The sequence below is a fragment of the Larkinella humicola genome (assembly GCF_008727875.1).
Lineage (GTDB): Bacteria > Bacteroidota > Bacteroidia > Cytophagales > Spirosomataceae > Larkinella > Larkinella humicola.
The window spans coordinates 1257581-1276867 of sequence record NZ_VTWS01000001.1; the positions used below are offsets into that span (position 1 = coordinate 1257581).

Annotated in this window: 13 protein-coding genes; 1 reads left to right on the plus strand and 12 read right to left on the minus strand. The window is 53.4% G+C overall.

Going from position 1 to position 19287, the window contains the following annotated elements; all coding sequences use genetic code 11:
• Window positions 1–104 precede the first annotated feature (104 nt).
• From F0P93_RS05430 to F0P93_RS05460, 7 genes are all read right to left on the minus strand, one after another.
• Window positions 105–2141, minus strand: a complete 2037-nt coding sequence (locus tag F0P93_RS05430) for a copper-translocating P-type ATPase (RefSeq protein ID WP_150875256.1) — start codon at window positions 2139–2141, stop codon at window positions 105–107.
• 32 nt (window positions 2142–2173) lie between these two features.
• Window positions 2174–4432: a multicopper oxidase domain-containing protein gene (locus F0P93_RS05435; protein ID WP_150875257.1), complete on the minus strand. Its 2259-nt coding sequence runs from the start codon at window positions 4430–4432 to the stop codon at window positions 2174–2176.
• 97 nt (window positions 4433–4529) lie between these two features.
• Window positions 4530–5381 carry a DUF3347 domain-containing protein gene (locus F0P93_RS05440; protein ID WP_150875258.1) on the minus strand — a complete coding sequence of 284 codons (852 nt, stop codon included), beginning with the start codon at window positions 5379–5381 and terminating at the stop codon, window positions 4530–4532.
• A 218-nt stretch (window positions 5382–5599) separates the two neighbouring features.
• Window positions 5600–8164: a TonB-dependent receptor gene (locus tag F0P93_RS05445; RefSeq protein ID WP_150875259.1), complete on the minus strand. Its 2565-nt coding sequence runs from the start codon at window positions 8162–8164 to the stop codon at window positions 5600–5602.
• A 145-nt stretch (window positions 8165–8309) separates the two neighbouring features.
• A complete protein-coding gene (locus tag F0P93_RS05450) occupies window positions 8310–9110 on the minus strand; it encodes a LytR/AlgR family response regulator transcription factor (protein WP_150875260.1) in 801 nt (266 codons plus the stop codon).
• Window positions 9107–10240, minus strand: coding sequence for a sensor histidine kinase (locus F0P93_RS05455; RefSeq protein WP_150875261.1), 1134 nt, complete (start codon window positions 10238–10240; stop codon window positions 9107–9109). The genes F0P93_RS05450 and F0P93_RS05455 overlap by 4 nt, the downstream gene beginning before the upstream one ends.
• Before the next feature lie 425 nt (window positions 10241–10665).
• The gene (locus tag F0P93_RS05460) at window positions 10666–12042 is read right to left on the minus strand and encodes an L-serine ammonia-lyase (RefSeq protein ID WP_150875262.1); all 1377 of its coding nucleotides are present in this window, start codon (window positions 12040–12042) and stop codon (window positions 10666–10668) included.
• 117 nt (window positions 12043–12159) lie between these two features.
• On the opposite strand from F0P93_RS05460, the gene F0P93_RS05465 reads away from it, so the two are divergent.
• On the plus strand, window positions 12160–14274 hold the full coding sequence (locus F0P93_RS05465) for an outer membrane protein assembly factor BamB family protein (protein WP_150875263.1): 2115 nt from the start codon (window positions 12160–12162) through the stop codon (window positions 14272–14274).
• A gap of 6 nt (window positions 14275–14280) precedes the next feature.
• Here the strand turns inward: F0P93_RS05465 and F0P93_RS05470 are convergent, their stop codons facing one another.
• The 5 genes from F0P93_RS05470 to F0P93_RS05490 all read right to left on the minus strand — a co-directional run bounded on the left by F0P93_RS05470 (window position 14281) and on the right by F0P93_RS05490 (window position 19287).
• On the minus strand, window positions 14281–15159 hold the full coding sequence (locus F0P93_RS05470; protein WP_150875264.1) for an SDR family oxidoreductase: 879 nt from the start codon (window positions 15157–15159) through the stop codon (window positions 14281–14283).
• A 117-nt stretch (window positions 15160–15276) separates the two neighbouring features.
• Window positions 15277–16737, minus strand: coding sequence for a nicotinate phosphoribosyltransferase (locus F0P93_RS05475; protein WP_150875265.1), 1461 nt, complete (start codon window positions 16735–16737; stop codon window positions 15277–15279).
• A complete protein-coding gene (gene prs / locus F0P93_RS05480) occupies window positions 16734–17579 on the minus strand; it encodes a ribose-phosphate diphosphokinase (RefSeq protein ID WP_150875266.1) in 846 nt (281 codons plus the stop codon). The genes F0P93_RS05475 and prs overlap by 4 nt, the downstream gene beginning before the upstream one ends.
• A 99-nt stretch (window positions 17580–17678) precedes the next feature.
• A complete protein-coding gene (locus F0P93_RS05485; protein WP_150875267.1) occupies window positions 17679–18359 on the minus strand; it encodes an NUDIX hydrolase in 681 nt (226 codons plus the stop codon).
• Between the two features lie 79 nt (window positions 18360–18438).
• Complete coding sequence (locus F0P93_RS05490) at window positions 18439–19287, minus strand: AraC family transcriptional regulator (RefSeq protein ID WP_150875268.1); 849 nt, start codon at window positions 19285–19287, stop codon at window positions 18439–18441.

The window sequence follows — 19287 nt, forward strand, 5'->3', positions numbered from 1 at the left end:
AATTAACACCACTCCCCTTGGTTTTTGTTTTGGCAAATCGGGATAAGATCACCTTTGGAATGAATTTCTCTTTCTGTCCAGCCCCAGCGACAGCCCTTTAGTGCCTATTGTACTCGCAACAGCTTGGCATTAATGGCAACAACAATGGTAGATGCACTCATCAGAATGGCTCCCATCGCCGGGCTAAGCATAAACCTTGGATACAGAACACCTGCGGCTAAAGGAATAGCTATTACGTTATAGCCAACGGCCCAGGCCATGTTTTGCACCATCTTCCGGTACGTTGCCCGCCCAAAAGTGATCATCTGCACCACATCCATCGGATCGCTGTTGACCAGAATAATATCGGCGGTTTCGGCGGCTACATCCGTACCGGAGCCAATGGCAATGCCCACATCGGCCTGTGCCAGTGCCGGCGCATCATTCACCCCGTCGCCGGTCATGGCAACCACCTCTCCATTCTCCTGAAATGCCCTGACTTTGTCCTGCTTTTCATGCGGTAAAACATTCGCTAGATACCCGTCCATCTGTAGCTTTTTACTGATGGCTTCCGCAATTTTCTCGTTGTCACCCGTCAACAAGAAGGTTTTGATATTCATTTTTTTTAAGGCCGCCACGGATGCGGCCGCATTTTCCCGGAGACTATCGGCCAACGTGATCAGACCGGCGAGCTTTCCGTCAATTAAAATAAAATTGACAGTATCAGTCGCCTGATCGACCTGATCGGGAATGGTGGGGACGGGCTGGTTTTCCTGTTTAAAATAATTGGGGCCGACCGCCATTACCTTTTTTTTGTTCACAATTCCCGTCACCCCGACACCCGGCAGGTAAGTAAAATCGGTTGAGGGCCATAGGCCCAGCTTCTTTTCTTTCAGTTTTCGGATCACCCCGTGCGCGATGTGGTGTTCGGAGTTTTGCTGGATCGCTGCGGCAAATTGAAGGATCTGGTCCTCCGAAAACAGTTTGTCTTGCACGATGATCGCTTGAACTTCATGAGACCCTTTGGTCAATGTCCCGGTTTTATCGAAGATGATCGTGGTAAGATTCCGGGCATTTTCAAACGCCGTGCGGTTTCGAATCAGGAGCCCGTGTGTGGCCGAAAGGGTGGTTGAAACCGCGATAACCAGCGGAATCGCAACACCCAATGCATGTGGGCAGGAGGTTACCATCACCGTTACCATGCGTTCCAGCGCAAAGGCCAGACTTTGACCACCCGTGTACCAAACGACAAACGTCAGAATGCCGACACTGATGGAAATCAACGTAAGCCACTTCGCTACCGTGTCGGCCAGATTCTGGGTAGTCGATTTGGCTCCCTGCGCATTCCTGACCATTTTAATTACTTTTTGTAAATACGTATCATCACCGGCACCGGTAACCTGGATTTTCAGAACCCCATCCGTATTGATTCCCCCGCCGATGACCTTATCCGCTTTCTGTTTCTGCACCGGAACACTTTCACCGGTCAGCATACTTTCATTCACATATGAAGTCCCTTCCAGAATCAGCCCATCGGCCGGGATCTTTTCCCCCGGTTTTACCAGCAACACATCGCCGTTGCGCAGTTCTTTCAAGGCAATGTCTATTACCTGATTACCTCGCTCCACATGGACGATTGAAGGCAACAATGCCACCAGGGATTCCAGCGCGCGTGAAGCCGCCATCTGGGATTTCATTTCCAGCAAGTGCCCAAGCAACATGATGTCGATCAGGGTAGCCAGCTCCCAAAAGAAATCCATGCCTTCCAGGCCAAAAACCACCGCCACACTGTATCCGTAAGCCGTCGTTATCGCTACGGCCACCAGCGTCATCATCCCCAGGTTTTTGTTTTTGAGCTCCCCGACCAAGCCCGTCAGAAAAGGCCATCCGCCATAAAAATACAGGAAGCTGCTCAGGACCATGAGCACATACGTATCTCCGGGAAAGCGCCAGTGGAATCCTGCCCAGTGCTGGATCATGGGCGACAACAAAAGGACGGGAACGGTAACGACCAGACATAACCAAAAACGCTTCAGGAAATCGCCGGTGTGGTGACCAGCGTGTTTGTCATGACCGGCATGGTCGTCCGTGGGTTTGGCGGAATGTGCATGCAAAACCGTTTCCTCTTGTATGTCGTGATGATGCTCGTGATGATGTTCCATCTTCTTACGGTTTATGAAAGCCCTGCCCGCGGTCAATAATTCAGAGTGAATCCTACGCCAAATCCCATATCGCTGTCGTAATGGGCTGATACGCCACTGTTTTTCGTGAGAATATACCGAAATCCGGCCATATATTCTTTATCGGTGTTTGCCATCAGACTCATTCGCAGGCGTTTGGAAACCGGAATATCCATCCGTTCCAGTTGCAAGCGGACATTGCCGTCGGTGAAAACCTCAGCCTGGGCTACCACCAGCATCGGCAGGGTGTAGTTAATCCCGGCACTGAAAACCGCTCGTTTGTCTTTGGTATTTTGCTGGCCGAACAGATTGCGCTCGACTTCGTCCATCCCCATTTTTCGATACCGCCAGTCGAAACCGATGAAGGGCATCAACCACTGCATTTTGCCCAGATAGCGTCCGATGTGGGTTTCGGTTTCATAGCCATGATGGTCGTTATAGCCCAGTCGCCATTCGGTGCCAACACTCCAGCGGGTATTTTGCAGCATCGCCTGCCCATCGTTTCCGTTGGTGGCAAAATCGTTTTCGGCCATGAAATGAAACGCCCGGTCGTCGGCAAATAACTTGCGCCGGGCTCGTTTCGGGTTGGGAATTTCCGGATTGGGAGGAGAATTTTCGTAGGAAAAAACCCGGCCCATTCCGCTCATCATGTGGTAGAGAATATGACAATGGAAAAACCAGTCACCACTTTCGGTGGCGGCAAATTCGAGGGTGTCGGTTTCCATCGGCATGATGTCGATGACGTTTTTCAGCGGAGCCTGTTCCCCCTGCCCATTAAGCACTCTGAAATCATGGCCATGCAGGTGCATCGGGTGGCGCATCATGGAATTGTTGTAAATCACCATCCGAACCGTTTCCCCTTTCTGAATCAGGATTTTGTCCGTTTCAGACACCACCCGGTTATCCAGACTCCAGACGTACCGGTTCATGTTTCCCGTCAGCACAAACCGCAGCTCTTTTGTCGGTGCATTTTTAGGGAGTGACGTTTTAACCGGCGATTTGAGCATGGCATAATTCAGGGTGGTAATCGCCGACAACGCATTGCTGTTGTACCGGTTCTGATGGGCATGTTCATTTTCCGGGCTAATCCCACCCATTAGTGTCGTTTTCCCGTTGACAGGCCCGGTAATTTCCGGATACATGACCACGTTCATATCCATCTGGTTGAGGCTCATGTTCATACCCCTATCATCCAGATTACCGTTCATTTTCATCATGCCATTCATCATCTTCATCCCCTCGAAATAGTGTAATTTCGGCAGGGGCGATGCGAGTTGTTTCACGCCCTCACCGAGGTACAACGAAGCCGAGCGGGTCCGGTCTTCGGAAGTCACCAGGAATTCATAGGCCGTTGGGCGGGCGTCGGCATTTCCCGCCGGAATGGTAACGATGACGTCGTAGGTTTCGGAAACGGCAATAATCAACCGGTCGACTTCCACGGGCTCCACCTCGTTGCCATCGTTGGCTACCACCGTCATTTTCCCCCCCGCATAGGTAAGCCAGAAATACGTGGAGGCTCCCCCGTTCGAAATCCGCAAACGCACCCGGTCACCGGCTTTGAATTGCGACAGCTGGCTTTCGTTTTTTCCATTAATCAAAAATTGGGAATAATAGACATCGCTGACGTCCATGGCGTTCATCCGCTTCCACTCGTTGACGACTTTTGTCTTCAAATAGCCCTGCCTGATCGCTTCCGAATAGCTTTGTGTCGTTCCCTTTTTGATGGCAAACCAATCACTGGCATTGTGCAGCAGCCGGTGAATATTTTTGGGGTTCATATCCGTCCACTCACTCAGCATGACCGGAACCGTGGGAATAACCGGCTCTTTTTTCTTATGAAGAATCAGGGAACCATACATACCAAGTTGTTCCTGCAAACCGGTATGGCTGTGGTACCAGTGGGTGCCGCTCTGAATAATGGGAAACCGGTACAAATGAGTCGTGTAGGGCTTGATCGGCATTTGGGTCAGATTGGGAACACCGTCGTACCGGTTGGGCAAAAACAGCCCGTGCCAGTGCAGGGACGTCTCTTCATTCAACTCGTTGTGCACGTAAATTTCGGCCGTGTCACCCTCGGTGAAGGTGAGCGTCGGCATCGGGATTTGCCCGTTCACGGCAATGGCCCTTTTGAGTTTCCCGGTAAAATTGACGGTTGTATCCTTCACGTACAGGTCGTACCGCACTACTTTTTGAGCCGGTGCCGGGCGAAAGGCAAGCAGAAACAGGCTGAAAGCGAGAAGCAGCCTTTCAGCCAGACTTTTACCAAAATCCATCGTGTGTTTTCTGTAAAGGAGGAAAGAAAAGGGCGTTCCAATTCCACGTGTCGTCGCTCATTCGCAGCAGTATGATGGAATTGGAACAGCCCGGATTTTATTTGATGGTTTCGGTCGTTTTACCACAGCTCAGCATCTGTGCGCCGTAATAGGGATTTTTGACTGCCGGGATTTTGCTCAGCCAGTTGGCCCCTTTTCCGTCATTAAACATGGGGCAATGCTGGTAATAAACCGTTTCCGACGGTTTTCCGGCCTTAATGAGTTTGTACATATTTTCGGAAAGCGAGGTAAAATGGTCTCTCTGGTGACCTACCTCTTTGGTTTCCTCGATGTGTTCCGCGTCCAGACCGAGGTCGTTCATCACCTTCATCCAGACGGTGTGTTGCTCCGCACTCAACTGCCCCATTTTCACCGCTTTGATAGCCTTCACCAGAACGGCAGCCTGGGTTGAAGCGGCCTTTCCGTCCGAATTGACCAGGGCGTCTTTCACCGAGAAATACGCTGCCAGAACCGGTTTCAAAGGATCAGAACCAGCCGTTTCGACTGGAGAGACCGGTACCGACTCCGGTTGATGAGCAGGTGCATTTTTGGCAACCAGTGCGTCTTTTTTACCAGCCCGGGCAGTCCGGCAACAGTCCGGCAGTTTGGCAAAAGCATCGTCAGGTGCCAAATACTGTTGATTGTCGTAGCCCGCCAGGGCCATTTTTTTCAGGATGGCATCCACCGACGTCTTCTTCGGATCATAGGTAATGGAGGCCACTTTCGTACTTACATCCCAGCTTGCTTCTGAGGTGTTTTTCTGAAAAGCGGCCGCTTCAATGCCCTCTTTGCACTGGGAGCAGTCACCCGGGATTTTTACCTGTTCGGTTACGGCATTTTTGATGGCTGCCTGCGACAGAAATGACGCTAGCAATAGCATAATTGCCATCCCTATTTTTAGTGATTTCATGGGTAGATTCGTTAAATTTGGTAAACAAGTCATCCTCAGCAGGATCAAAAAGCGGTCTTCCATCAATAACCTGAAAACCAGCGTGGTCAATTTTTTACATTACAAAGATCGGCGATTCATTTCCCGCTTTTCGTACAGAATTATGGAAACCCTGTACATAATAATGGACTCACCCGCCTGTTCAGCAAGTGAGTCCAAATGCACTTTTATTCAGAAAATTAATTCATTTCGCCCTTTACATCGTCGTTATTGACCGACTTGCTCTTCTTCTTTTTCTCTTCAAACGTCATTTTTCCGATGCGGTAGGAGAACGTTACCTTCACATTCTGGTTGTACAGATTCATGACACTGGTCTGGGAAAGCAGGGGCGAGTCGAGCGTTGTACGCATGGTTACCCCATTCCCCAGAAAGTTTTCAGCCGCCAGCCCAATGCTGCCGCGCTTGTTGGCAAAATCCTTTTTCACGCCCAGCGAATACATGTACATCCCGCCCATCGTTCCCTGCAACTGCGGCTGTGGACTGCGGTAGAACCCAAACCCCTGAACGCCCCAGCCTTTGTTGAGCGTCCACTGCGACATCAGCCGGCCACCGATGCTTAAGCCCTGATTACTAATCTGCTGCGAGCGTCCGTCGACTCCGGCCGTCATCCCCTGCATGTAGACAAAATAACCGTCCAGTCCACCGTTGATGCTCCATTTAGACGTCAGATTGGTGTTGAAAAACAGGTTGGCTCCGAAAGTCCGCTGCACCCCAATGTTCTGAAACGTCGTGATGATGCTCCCCGCCAGCGTATCCGATGGCAGCCGGATTTGCGTCAGGGCGTTGTTGGTCAGACGTCCGAACAGGGCGGCATTCAGGTATGATTTCTTGATGGTCGAGCTGATGCTCAGTTCCACGTTGTCCGTCAATTCCGGCCGCAGAGTTGGATTTCCGACGCTGATGTTCTGCGGATTGGCCGCGTTGGGGTTCGGGTTCAACTGCTGCAAACCGGGCCGCTGAATCCGGCGGTTGTAGGCGGCTTTGACCGTTGCTCCCCCCTTCAAACTCTTTGATACGTTGATGCTCGGCACCAGGTTGCTGTAACTCGGAATGGCCAGGGGCGTCGTTTCGTTGCTGGTGGCCGTGATGCCGGTGTGTTCGTAGCGTGTCCCGACTTTGAAGGTATATTTTGTAGGCGTCACGTAGGTGTACGACACGTAACCGGCTCCGATGTTTTGTGAATAATTGAGTGAACCGGATGGGTTGGTCGGGTCAAAAACCAAGTCGCCGGTGGTGCCGCCCACCTGATACTGATAGCGGCTATCGACCTGACGCATAATCACTTTCGCACCAAATTCAAGCAACTGATTCTTCTGAATCGGCGTTTGGTAGTCGGTTTGGAGGGTGATTTCCTGGTTGGTGTTGTTATTCAGGTTCCGTTGACGGGCCGTCAATTCTCCGCCATTATTGAGCAAGTCGGCATAAAAATTATTCACCAGACCGGTGCGGCTGTATTGCGTCGAAATGCTCCACTCCTGCTGCGGTTTGAACGTGCGGATGTAATCCAGGTTGATATCCACCGAGTTCGATAAATCTTTCCGGTCGACATCGCGGTTGGTTTTGCCCTGCAACGAATCCCCGAAATACGTGCTGGTCAACTGGTTCTGTTCCTGAACGAAATTGCGGGTACCGTAGCGAATATTCGCCGTCAAAGACTGGTTTTTAGCCAGATCGTAGTCTAAACCCAGCGTATATTGTCCGAAAAGCGGTTTATCGAAAGCCGTAGCCTGCTGGCTGGTTCGCATCGGAACGCCACCGATCAGCGTTGTTTGATCGAGGCTCGACGACGCCCGGTTGTAGAAGGCCCGGCCAAAACCGCCCAGGCTAATGCCCAGTTTTCCCTGCCGATACGACCCGTTCAATCCCAGATTCGAACCGCGAATTCCGGCTCCGGCGTCGACGTTCAGCGTCAAACCGTGCAGCGTATTCTTCTTGGTCACAATGTTGATGATCCCGGCGGCTCCCTCGGCATCGTACTTGGCCGACGGGCTGGTGATCACCTCCACGGATTTGATCATGTCGGCGGGTAATTGCTTCAGCGCATCGGCAACGCTGCTGGCAACGATGGTCGACGGTTTGTTGTTGATCAGCACCCGGATATTCTGGCTACCCCGCAGACTCACGTTACCGTCCAGATCCACCGACAGCATTGGAACCCGTTTCAGCACATCGGTGGCGTCACCGCCTTTGGTCGTGACGTCTTTGTCGGCATTGTATACCAGCCGGTCCACTTTCTCTTCAATCATGGGAGCCTGTCCGGTAATGACCACTTCGTTCAACTGGCGAACATCGGGCTGAAGTTGCACATTTCCCACATTTAACTCCGTGCCTTTGGCGATGGTGATCGTTTTGGAATCCGTATTTTTGTAGCCAATGAAAGAGTACTGAAGGCGGTATTGACCGGGAGCGAGTTTGGTTAGCGAGAACTTCCCTTTTTCGTCCGAAGTCGTTCCGTCGATGGGCTTGTTGGTGGTGGGATTGATCAGCGCGATGGTGGCGAACTCGACCGGTTTGCCGGAGGTCGAGTCAATCAGGATACCGGATATTTTACCATTGCCCTTGGGCGCATCCTCGGCGACACCGTTAAATTCTTTCTTCTTCTTGTCGTCCTGACCGCCGAAGCTACCACCCGGAGGACCGCCCCCGGGAGGGCCAAACTGGGCTATGGCAGCCGAGAGACTGGTGAAGAGAAAAACGGCGAGGAGGGCCGGGCGAATGGATGACGTAAATCCTTTGGTTTTCATGATAGACCTGCGTTGTCGTAGCAGGTTGCAAAGGTTGCCTTCGGGAACTCCTTACGAAAAAGAATGTTGCAAAACCGGGATTTTCGGGCGCTGAATCGGCGGTTTTCGGTGCAGAATGCCGACTAAATCTAATTCGAAAATCCGTCTATTTCCCCAGCCATTCTTTTAAATCTGCAATCCGGTCTCCGCTGACGAATGCTTCCAGCCGGGATTTGGGTTGCAGGTCGAGCCGCCACTTTCCGGCCGAATAGGTGTGAATCGTGTGAATGGCGGGCAAGGTCACCAGAAATTGCCGACTGATCCGAAAGAATTGTTTGGGGTTGAGCAGCGTCGTTAACTTGTCCAGGCTGTAATCGACGGGCAGGGTTGCACCGTCTTTGGTTACCAGAAATGCCATGCGTTCGTCGAGAAAAAAATACGCAATTTCGCTCGTTTCCACACTCCGGATTTTCGATCCGACAGTAATCATGAAGCGGTCTTTGTAGGTTGTTTCCTTGAATGCCCCCAGCATCCGAACCAGGGCGTCCATATCCGGTGCTACCATCGGAGTAGCCGGTGGTGCCGACGAAGGTTGTGCGAACTGCTCCTTCAGTTTTTTATACTTGGTAATGGCGGCAACCAGTTCGTCGTAACTCAGTGGTTTCAGCAGATAATCGATGCTATTGACCTTAAAGGCCTGAATCACATACTCATCGAAAGCCGTCGTGAAGATAATCGGCGTCGTAAGCTTCACCTGCTCGATGACCCGAAACGCCAGACCGTCCTGCAAATGGATGTCCATAAACACCAGATCCGGTTTTTCCGGCTGGGGTTGACTAAACCAGGCCACAGCTTTTTCGACCGATGGCAATGTAGCCAGCACCCTGATTTCGGGATCGTAGCGATGCAGCAGGCTTTCCAGCCGCTGGGCCGTCAGTCTTTCGTCTTCCAGAATAACTACCTTCATGCGATAAGCGGAATTTTAACCACGAAGGCGCCGTCCTGCTCACCCACCCACACGGGTTGGTCGGTCAGGAGCGCGTAGCGGTTGATGATGTTCTGTAAGCCCACCCCCGTCGAGTGTTCCAGTTGCTCGCGCGGCTGAATCCGGTTCGAAACCACGAGGTACTCGCCCTCGGTTTTGATCCAAACCTGCTGCGGCATTTCGGGCGTCATCCGGTTGTGTTTCACCGCATTTTCGACCAGCAGTTGCAAGGTCAATGGCGCGATGCAATACTGATCGACGGTCTTTTCAGGAATGTCGATCAGGACGTCGAAACTGTCTTCAAAGCGGATTTTGAGCAAAAAAGTGTAGGATCGAATGAAATCCAGTTCGGTTTTCAGCCGTACTTTGTCGTTGTCTTTTTGCTCCAGAATATACCGGTAGGCCCGCGAAAGCTGGTCGATAAACTGCTCCGACAAATCGGCATCGACATGAACCAGCGACGAAAGAATGCTCAGGCTGTTGAACAGAAAGTGCGGGCTGATCTGGTTTTTCAAAGCCGCAAACTGGGTCAAAACCGCTTCTTTCTCCAGCCGCTCCGCGCGAATCTGAATGTCTTTTAGCCGTCGGTTGGCCCGGCGATTGGCCGACAAATAGAAGATCGACAGCATGATCACGATGGACAAACCGTTGTTAGATCGCTCGAAAAACTCCCAGCGGTGTGGCCGGTTGGGCGGTTCGTCTGTTGATTGCCGCTTTGAAGCCGGCCGGTGGCTGCCCACTTCCGGTCGCGGAATGTACCGGACCAGTTGGTGCCGGGCCTGATCACCCGCCAGATTCAACACCAGCCCGGCGGTAATGGCCAGCAACAATGCCAGCACCTGCATCGGCAACTTGAAATCGACCAGAAACTCCTCGCCAAAGCGGATGGACGTCCGATCCAGAATGATTTCCGTGATGTAAATCCAGACGTAGTAGATCGCAAACGTCACCACACCCTGCCCCAATAGAAACGGCAGGGATTGCACCAGAAACGGCCAGTTTCGTTCCGGCAGGTTGACGTACAACAAAATGGGGTAATAGATCACCAGCACGCTCAAAGCGAGTTGAGCAATCTGGCGGGAGGTTAACCGGTAAGCCGTTTTCGGATTCATGCACCGCGAAGGTCCATCATAAGGCTGGTAATGTAAAAAGAAAATTGCAGAGTACGGTTTTTGGAGGTCCGAACCGGTTGTTTGAGGAGCAGAATCCAACTTCGCCCCCCCCAGAAGCCTGAAAGGCTTTAATCACTAGCCCCGGCGGTAGGCCGGGGGGGCCGGGGGAATACGACGGGGGTAATCGGGGGAATACGCCGGGGGAACCGGGGCGATATGCCGGGGGAAACCGGGGCGATATCCCGGGGGAATCGGGATCATATACCGGGGAACCGGGGCGGTATGCCCGGGAATCGCGGAGGGACGGAATCTCGCATCACACACAACAACCCCTCCCCGAATTCCGATCCTACTCATGACCATGCCTCCCCCGGCCTACCGCCGGGGCTAGTGATGAAAGCCTTTCAGGCTTCGGGGGGTTTGGGTTAGCATTCGGTGGCGCTGAGTGCCAGGCCGGCTTCTGAGGTTTCCTTGTATTTGGTGGACATGTCGCGTCCGGTGGCTTTCATGACTTTGATGACGGCATCCAGCGAGATTTTCTGGTTGGCGGGCGTTCCGGCGGTGGCCAGCAAAAAGGCATTGTAAGCTTTGACCGCGCCCATCGCGTTGCGCTCGATGCACGGAATCTGGACGTACCCGCCAATCGGGTCGCAGGTCATGCCGAGGTGGTGCTCGATGCCGATTTCGGCGGCCGCTTCGATGGCTTCAATGGAATGCCCGGCGCATTGGGTCAGAAAAGCCGCTCCCATCGCCGACGCCGTGCCAATTTCGCCCATGCAACCCATTTCGGCCCCCGAAATACTGGCGTTGTGTTTCACCAGAAAACCGACAGCGGCTGCGGCCCACATGCCCGCCCGGAGGGTTTCCTTGCTATAATGAAAATGGTGTTTGGCCAGATAGGTCAATCCCGGAATCACGCCCGATGCGCCGGACGTCGGGGCAGTCACGACAATGCCGCCAGCCGCGTTTTCTTCCGAAGCCGCCAGGCAATACGAGTTCAAAAAGATCAGAAAACTATCCGACGACTGTGCCAAACCCCGCGCCTGCTGAAACAAAACCGGTGCTTTCCGTCGCAGTTTGATTGAACCCGGCAAGGTGCCGGTATGCCGCAGGCCCCGCCGGACGGCCTTGTGCATGAAGTCCAGAAGATGGTCGATCCGCAGGTTGATCTCTTTGGTCGAACGGCCCGTTACGGCGGTTTCGTTCGCCAGCATCAGTTGCTCCAGCGTCAGTTGATGGTCCGCCAAACGGGTTTTCAATTCCTTCATCGTCTGATACTTATACGGCAACTGGATGGCAGATTGATCGACGGCTTCTTCGCCTTTCCGGAGAATAAAACCGCCCCCGATGGAGTAATATTCCTCCTCATAAAGCCCGTTTCCATTCGCCACCAGCTTGAATACGACGGTATTGGCAAATGGCGACTCGTACTTTTTGCGCTCAAAATGGATGTGTTCCGCACCCAGGTCAAACGTCCGGTTTCCCACCACCACCGGATACGTCACCGCTGGCTCTTTCAACATCGCCATCAAGGCCACCGGGTCGGTCGATTCGGGTTGCCAGCCCAGCAAACCGGCCACAATCGCGCGGTCGGTGCCGTGGCCTTTGCCGGTTGCACTCAGTGACCCATATAGATGAACATGAATCGAATCCGCGGATTCTCCAGTGGCCTCGGGAAGGTGCCGCAACCGCTCCAGAAAATCATAAGCCGCCTTCATCGGACCAATCGTGTGCGAACTCGACGGGCCGGGGCCGACTTTAAACAAATCGAAGATGGAAGTGGTAATGGGCGAATTATTCATGAATTAGCGTCAGGAGTGTCGATGAAGTTGTATATTTCCGAACCGTTTTACGGGTAACTGGTGGCTTTTTTGTCATCCTAAAAAATCAATAGCACGAATCGTGCTTTCCTAAACCGAATGAAACGTTTTTTATTCCCTGCGGCTGTTGTGCTGGCGGCTTCGTTGACCGCGGCCCGGTTCTTCTCCAACGCCCTCCAACCACCCGCTTCCTCCCGCGAATGGCCCGAATACCTCGGCGGTCCCGACCGGAACCATTACTCGCCACTCGACCAGATTAACGCTTCCAACGTCGGTAAGTTACAAATTGCGTGGGAATATCATTCCAAAGATTCGGGGCAGGTGCAGTGTAACGCCATCATTGTCGACGGAACGTTATACGGCATCACGGCTTCCTGTCAGGTGTTTGCGCTCGATGCGGCAACGGGACAGGAAAAGTGGCGGTATAAAGAAGCCAACAAGGGCGGAGTCAACACCACCCGGGGTGTCACCTACTGGAGTAACAACGACGACAAGCGCATTCTCTTCGCTTCCGGCTCCAACCTCTGCGCCGTCGATGCCCGAACGGGCGTTCTGATTCCCAGCTTTGGTACGGATGGGAAAGCCAGCCTGAAAGCCGGACTTGGTCCCACCGCTGCCGATAAGTTTGTCATCTCCAATACACCCGGAACGATCTTTGGCGACGTCATCATTATGCCGTTGCGGCTCTCCGAAGGCTCGGATGCAGCCCTGGGCTACATTCAGGCTTTTAATGTGAAAACCGGAAAAATCGCCTGGGTTTTCCGGACGATTCCGAACCCCGGCGAATTCGGCTACGAAACCTGGCCGAAGGACGCCTATAAAAATACCAACATCGGCGGAGCCAACAACTGGTCAGGCATGGCCATCGATCGCCAGCGCGGCATTGTGTATGTTCCGACCGGCTCGGCGGCTTTCGACTTTTACGGCGGCAACCGCAAAGGCCAGAACCTGTTTGCCAATTGCCTGCTGGCCCTGGACGCCAAAACCGGGAAACGCATCTGGCATTACCAGTTTGTTCACCACGACATCTGGGACCGCGACCTGCCCGCTCCGCCCAATCTGATTACCGTTAAAAGTCAGGGCAAAACCGTCGATGCCGTCGCGCAGATCACCAAAACCGGACACGTTTTTGTTTTTGACCGCGTAACCGGAAAACCGCTCTTCCCGATCAAGGAAACGCCCTATCCGAAATCATCCTTGCCCGATGAATACACCTGGCCGACGCAGCCCGTTCCAACCAAACCGGCACCTTTTTCCCGGCAGACCATTTCCGAAGCGGATTTAAGCCCACTCGCCGAAAACCGGGATTCGTTGCTGGCAACCTACCGACGTTCCAAAGTCGGCCCGTACCAACCACTCGGCAAAACCCCGGCGCTCGTTTATCCGGGGCTGGACGGCGGGGGCGAATGGGGCGGTGCCGCCGTCGATCCGGACGGCATTATGTACGTGAATGCCAATGAAATGGCCTGGGTGCTGAGTCTGCGCGATACGCCGAAAGACGAAGAACTGGCCCACCTGAGTCCGGGCGAGAAGCTGTATACGCTCAACTGTGCGGTTTGCCACCGGCCGGACCGCAAAGGCAATCCGACCAGTGGTTATCCGTCGCTGGTCAACATCGGGCAACGCCGGGACCGGGAGTTTGTCAGTAAACTCATCACCTCCGGCAAAGGCATGATGCCTGGTTTTACGCGGTTTTCCGAATCCGAAAAACAGGCACTGACGGCCTTCCTGTTCGGTGATGAAAAGGTAGAAGCAACCTCCGCGAAACCCGGCAAAAAGGAACCGTATGTCCCCTATAAATTCAATGGCTACACCAAATTTCTCGACAGCAATGGCTACCCCGCCATCCGCCCGCCCTGGGGAACGCTGACCGCCATCGACCTCAACACGGGTGAACACCTCTGGCAAAAACCGTTCGGCGAATTGAAAGAATTGACCGCCAAAGGCATTCCACAAACCGGGGCCGAGAGCTACGGTGGCCCCGTCGTTACGGCCAGCGGTTTGCTGTTCATTGCCGCCAGCAAAGACGGCATGTTCCGGGTCATCGACAAAAAAACCGGGGCGGTTTTGTGGCAAACCGAACTCCCGGCGGCTGGGTATGCGACGCCCAGCACGTACGAAGTGAACGGCAAACAATACATCGTCATCGCCTGTGGCGGCACCAAGCTGGGGACGAAAAAGGGCGATAGTTACGTCGCCTTTGCGTTGCCGTAGGCTCTATCAGGAAAAAACCGCCGTGTAATCACGCACAAAACTTTTGAAATCGCGGGGCGGCTTACCCGTCACCTCCTGAATGGCCGAAGAAACCGCCGAAGCTTCCCCGCGGGAATAATGGGCGTAGTCTTCAATCAACCCGTCGGCCTGCCATTCGGGAAAACCCACGGAGAGCAACGCCTGCCGCAAATGGGCGGGCGGCACATCGATGTAAAGAACCGGTCGGTCGAGGACGTCGGAAAAGTGAGCCGCCATCTGCTGATGCGTCAACGCTTCGGGGCCGGTCAGATCGTACGTTTTGCCTTCGTGGCCCGGCATGGTTAAGGCTTTGACGACCACGGCGGCAATGTCTCGGATGTCAACGAGGCTAATTCGGGCATCTCCTGCCGTGGCAAAGAATTTCCCCTGGTTCACGATGGAATCACGAAAACCCAGCAGGGCCTGCATGAACAGATTCGGTCGGAGAAAGGTGAACGCCAGCCCGGATTCACGGATTTTTTGCTCGACGGCGGCATGGTATCGCAAAAACCGGACGGGCGAATGAAGGTCGGCGGCAAACTGGGAAAGTTTTACAAGATGCTTTACACCAGTTTGTTGCGCCACTGCAACGAAGTTCATTTGCAGTGTTTCCGCCTGTTCCGAAGAGTTGGTGAGCAGAAAAACCCGTTCGATACCGTCCAATGCGCGAACCAGGCTTTCGGGATCGTTCAAGTCGCCGACCACCAGTTCGGCACCGTCGAGTTGCGCCAGCGTTTTGGCATTTTCCAGAGAACGCACCAGGGCGCGGAATGGGATGCCTTTGGCGGAAAGTTGAGTGGCGAGTTCGGAACCAATCGTGCCGGTGGCACCCGTAATAAGAATCGAAGGGGAGGTGGATTGTGTCATGGTTGTGTTGGTTTGATCGGACAAATTTCACCTTTCTTCCCCGCCCAAAATTGTAAGAAAACGAAAGAGCGGGCCTCCGTCGCCCGGACGAACACCCGCTCCTTTTAGCACGGTTCCTTACTGGGTTACCAGCCTGGCCCGGATTTCGCGCAAGGTCTGTTCTTTCAGCAACTGGCCATCTTTGAAGACGGTCTCCAGCAACCCCGTTCCTTCTTTTTCCCAACTCACCTGGTCTTCCATCACGGTCGTACCGGTTTCGTCACTCACCAAACGAATCAGCCCTTTCGCGCTTTTCTTCGTTCCGTCATCGGTTTTGGGATCTTTGAAAATCGCGCGTCCTTCGCCGTTCACTTCACCATACGTGGCTTTCACGGCAAACCCGAAGGTGTCGCGCGTCACATACTGGTAGGTGTAACTTCCGATGCCCAGCACCACGTTCGTGGAGGCAAACCCTTTCTGGTATAGGCCTTCACAAATGGCCTGGCAGCGTTCGAGGTTGATGCTGTCGCCGTAAATCAACCCGATGTGAGAGTCCAGCACCTTGAAGCCTTTATCCGTAACGGTTCCGCCAAAAACCTCCCACAGACATTCGATGGCTCCTTTGTATTCCGGGGTTCCTTCGCGGGCATCCGGATCACCGCAGATGATTTTGATCGGGTCTCCACTGTCGGGGCGAATCACCACCTTGCCGTCGCGGGCCAGAATGAGCGGTTTTAGCTGGGGCAAATACCCGGTAATGACCTGCCAGAAATCCCAGGTATCGGACACGATGCTGACCACGCCTTTCGGGTACACATCCTGAATGAGCCGCCGGAAAGTTTCAATTTCGCCATCCTGCATCCCCATACACATCACCGAATGTTCCGTCGCCGGAACGCTCCCGCCGATAAGTTCGGTGTCGGAGTTGGCACCATAATACTGTTCCAGAAAATCCAGGGCGGGAATGGTGTCCGTTCCTGTAAAGCTCAGTAAATGAGCCGCTCCACTCAACAAAGCCGCTTCGAGACCGCCCATACCGCGAAAACTGAAATCGTGGCCCTGCCAGGGGACAAACGCCGGATCACCACCTGTTTTTTCGGCATAGCCGTCCAGGATTTTCCGGTATTCGAAGGCCGTTGTCGCACTGGTGCAGGGCAACCACAGGATGCATGACAGGATTGTTTCCAGAAAATTCGTCAGCCAGAATTCCTCGGGGCGGGTGTTTTTGAAGGTAAACATCGGCATCCGCATCGGCACCCGCGTTCCTTCCGGAACGGCTTTGATTTCGAGCGGCAAATAGCCCAGATCATGTAACTTTTCAATGTGATCGTAGGTAATCGCACCCGGCCCCAGGTAGCTTTCGATCCGGCGTTTGTATTCGGCCACGACGGTTTCTTTCGGGCGGGCGAAGAAATTCCGGTTGTAATCCTCGATCAGGTATTTTTTGATAAAGTACTGTAAGCCAAAGAAAACTACGCGATCGACCTGATCAAGGCGGCTTTTGCGAGGGGTCCAGTTCGAATAGACCAGTTCAGTTCCGGTGGGGTATTGACGACGGTGGTCTACTTTGTAACCGTCGGAAAGATTGAGGGTCGTCATTGGTTGGAAAGGTGTGGTAAAAAGCTGGAAAATGAGACTTGATTCAGAAGAGGATGGGTGATTTCGCGAATGGAATCCGTCGTAAAAACCCGTTTGAACGAGGTCGCCAGCGGCTCAAGGCCCCGGCTGAAAATCCCGTGGCTGACCATCAGGTACAAATCACCGGCCCCGTGTTTTTTGAGTTCATCGGCCAGGCCCACGAACGTGCCCCCGCCGTCGCAGATGTCATCCACAATCACACAGGACGCGCCTTGCAGATCCGGCCCCGATACAAGAAAGCCCGACAAATCGCCGGTTTTGACATCCCGCCGTTTGCTGCATTCCACCACCTCCATACCGCCCAGGGCTTCGGAGAGTTTATAGATTTTCTTTAACGCACCCCCATCCGGAGCAATCAGTTTACAATCCCCAACCTGCGCGAGACATTGCTCGACAAACCGATGATTATCAACCACTTGAACCTTATTAAGTAAAGCGGGCGTTACGTCAGAATGGGGATCAAAAACCGTAATCTGGTGATACTGCTGGGCGTTCAGTAGATCGGCGTAGATTTTAACCGTCAGCGGTTCGCCCGGCACCATAACCCGGTCCTGGCGGGCTCCGGGGAAATACGGAACAAAGAGGCTGATGCGTTCGGCACCGGCCCGGCGCAGGGCATCCGTTGCCACCAGAAGCAGGCCCACATCCTGAAACGTGTTCAGGCGGGTCGTGATCAGTACGCTGGTTTCGGGCAAAGGCCCGCTTAATTTCAGGTGTGGTTCTCCCCCATTGAAAGTGAACGCCTTGAACGGCACGGACGGACCGTAGGGCTCAAAACCGGGAGAAAGGTGTAGATAAATCATTTTGCGTATTTTTTACGCAAATCAACAAAACAAACTACATAGTAACTACATTTTGCGGTTTTTATTTGCCAACTGTTGAGCAAACGGTAAACCGTTCGTTCAAAGCTCGAAGTAAAAACCGCACTCTTTCATCTTAAAGTACTGATTTTCATTAAATTGAAACAGATTCGCCGGACGACCTTTCCCATCGGATCGTTTTTCGTCCAGTTCTGTCAACAGCCCGAAGCTCAACACCTTTTTCCGGAAATTGCGCCGGTCGATGGGTTTGTCGAGAATCGTTGCGTAGAGTTTTTCGAAGTCCGAGAACAGAAATTTCTCGCTGAGCAACTCAAATCCAACGGGTTCATACCTCAATTTACCGCGCAGACGTTGCAAGCCGTGTTGAATGATTTCGGCATGGTCAAACGCCAGATCGGGCAGGTCCCGAACGTCGAACCAGCGGACATCGTCAGCATCCGTCGAAGCGGCAATGGCAAAGGCTTCCGGCTTCACGAGGGCATAATAGGCAACGGCAACCGTCCGGAAACGGGGATCGCGATTGGGCTGACCGAAGGTATAAAGTTGTTCCAAGTAATTAATGGTAACATTGGTTTCTTCGCTCAACTCGCGGTGAACGGCGGCTTCCAGGCTCTCGTCCTCCAACACAAAACCGCCCGGCAACGCCCAGCCTCCCCGATACGGTTCCAGCTTTCGCTGAATCAACAGAAGGTGCAGGGCCTGGTTTCGATACCCGAAAACCACGGCATCGACGGCTACTTTTATCGTTTGGTGAATGGTCATACCGGGGCAAGTATACGACAAAAATCACGCATCCGGCCCGGCGTCTTAGCGAGTGGTCATCCGGAAAGGTTCGTTCTACTCACAATGCCAGGCTCTTGCGATACAGCCCCGGCGTCTGCCCCGTTCGCTGTTTGAAAACTTTGTTGAAGTGCGAGAGGTTGTTAAAACCGCTTTCGTAACAGACCTCGCCGATGCTACGGTCGCCGGTCAGGAGCTTGCGGGCCTGAGTGATGCGGAACTCGTTGACGAAATCCGTGAACGTCATTTGGGTCATTTTCCTGAAATACCGGCAAAAAGCCGGCACCGTCATGTTGGCCAACGAAGCGACATCCTGAATGTCAATGGGTTGAACATAGTTGGTTTCCACAAATCCATAAATGCGGTTGATCCGCTCCTGCTCCCGGCCGTTCAGATCGAGGCTGATGCTCTCGGCGTTCAGGATCTGGTAATCGGTCGAAACCGCCAGTTGCTGAAAAATCGTCAGCAACGCCAGCATCCGTTCAAAGGGTGGCAGCGTCACCAGCGACGCGACCTGCTGCCCCACATGCTGCTTGGTTTGCCCGTAAAATGACATGCCCTGGTGTGCCCGCTCGAACAACCGCCGAATGGCCTCCATTTCCGGTTTTTGCAGAAAATCCTTCCCCAGAAAATCTTCGCGCATCTGCACCACAATTTCCTCAAACTCCCCGACGATTCCGTGGCTGAAATTCAGGTGCGGCAGATTCGGCCCCAGAAACACCAGTTCACCATCAGAATAGGTAGAGACGTGGTGACCAATGTGGCGTTTGCCATTGCCGCGCGGAATGTACACGATCTCGTATTCGGGGTGATAATGCCAGTAAACCCAGCAACTGTCCGGCTGGGTGTGGTGCATCAGCCGGAACGAACTCCCGAATTCCGGTTCTATTTTTTCAAACTGCGGTTTCAT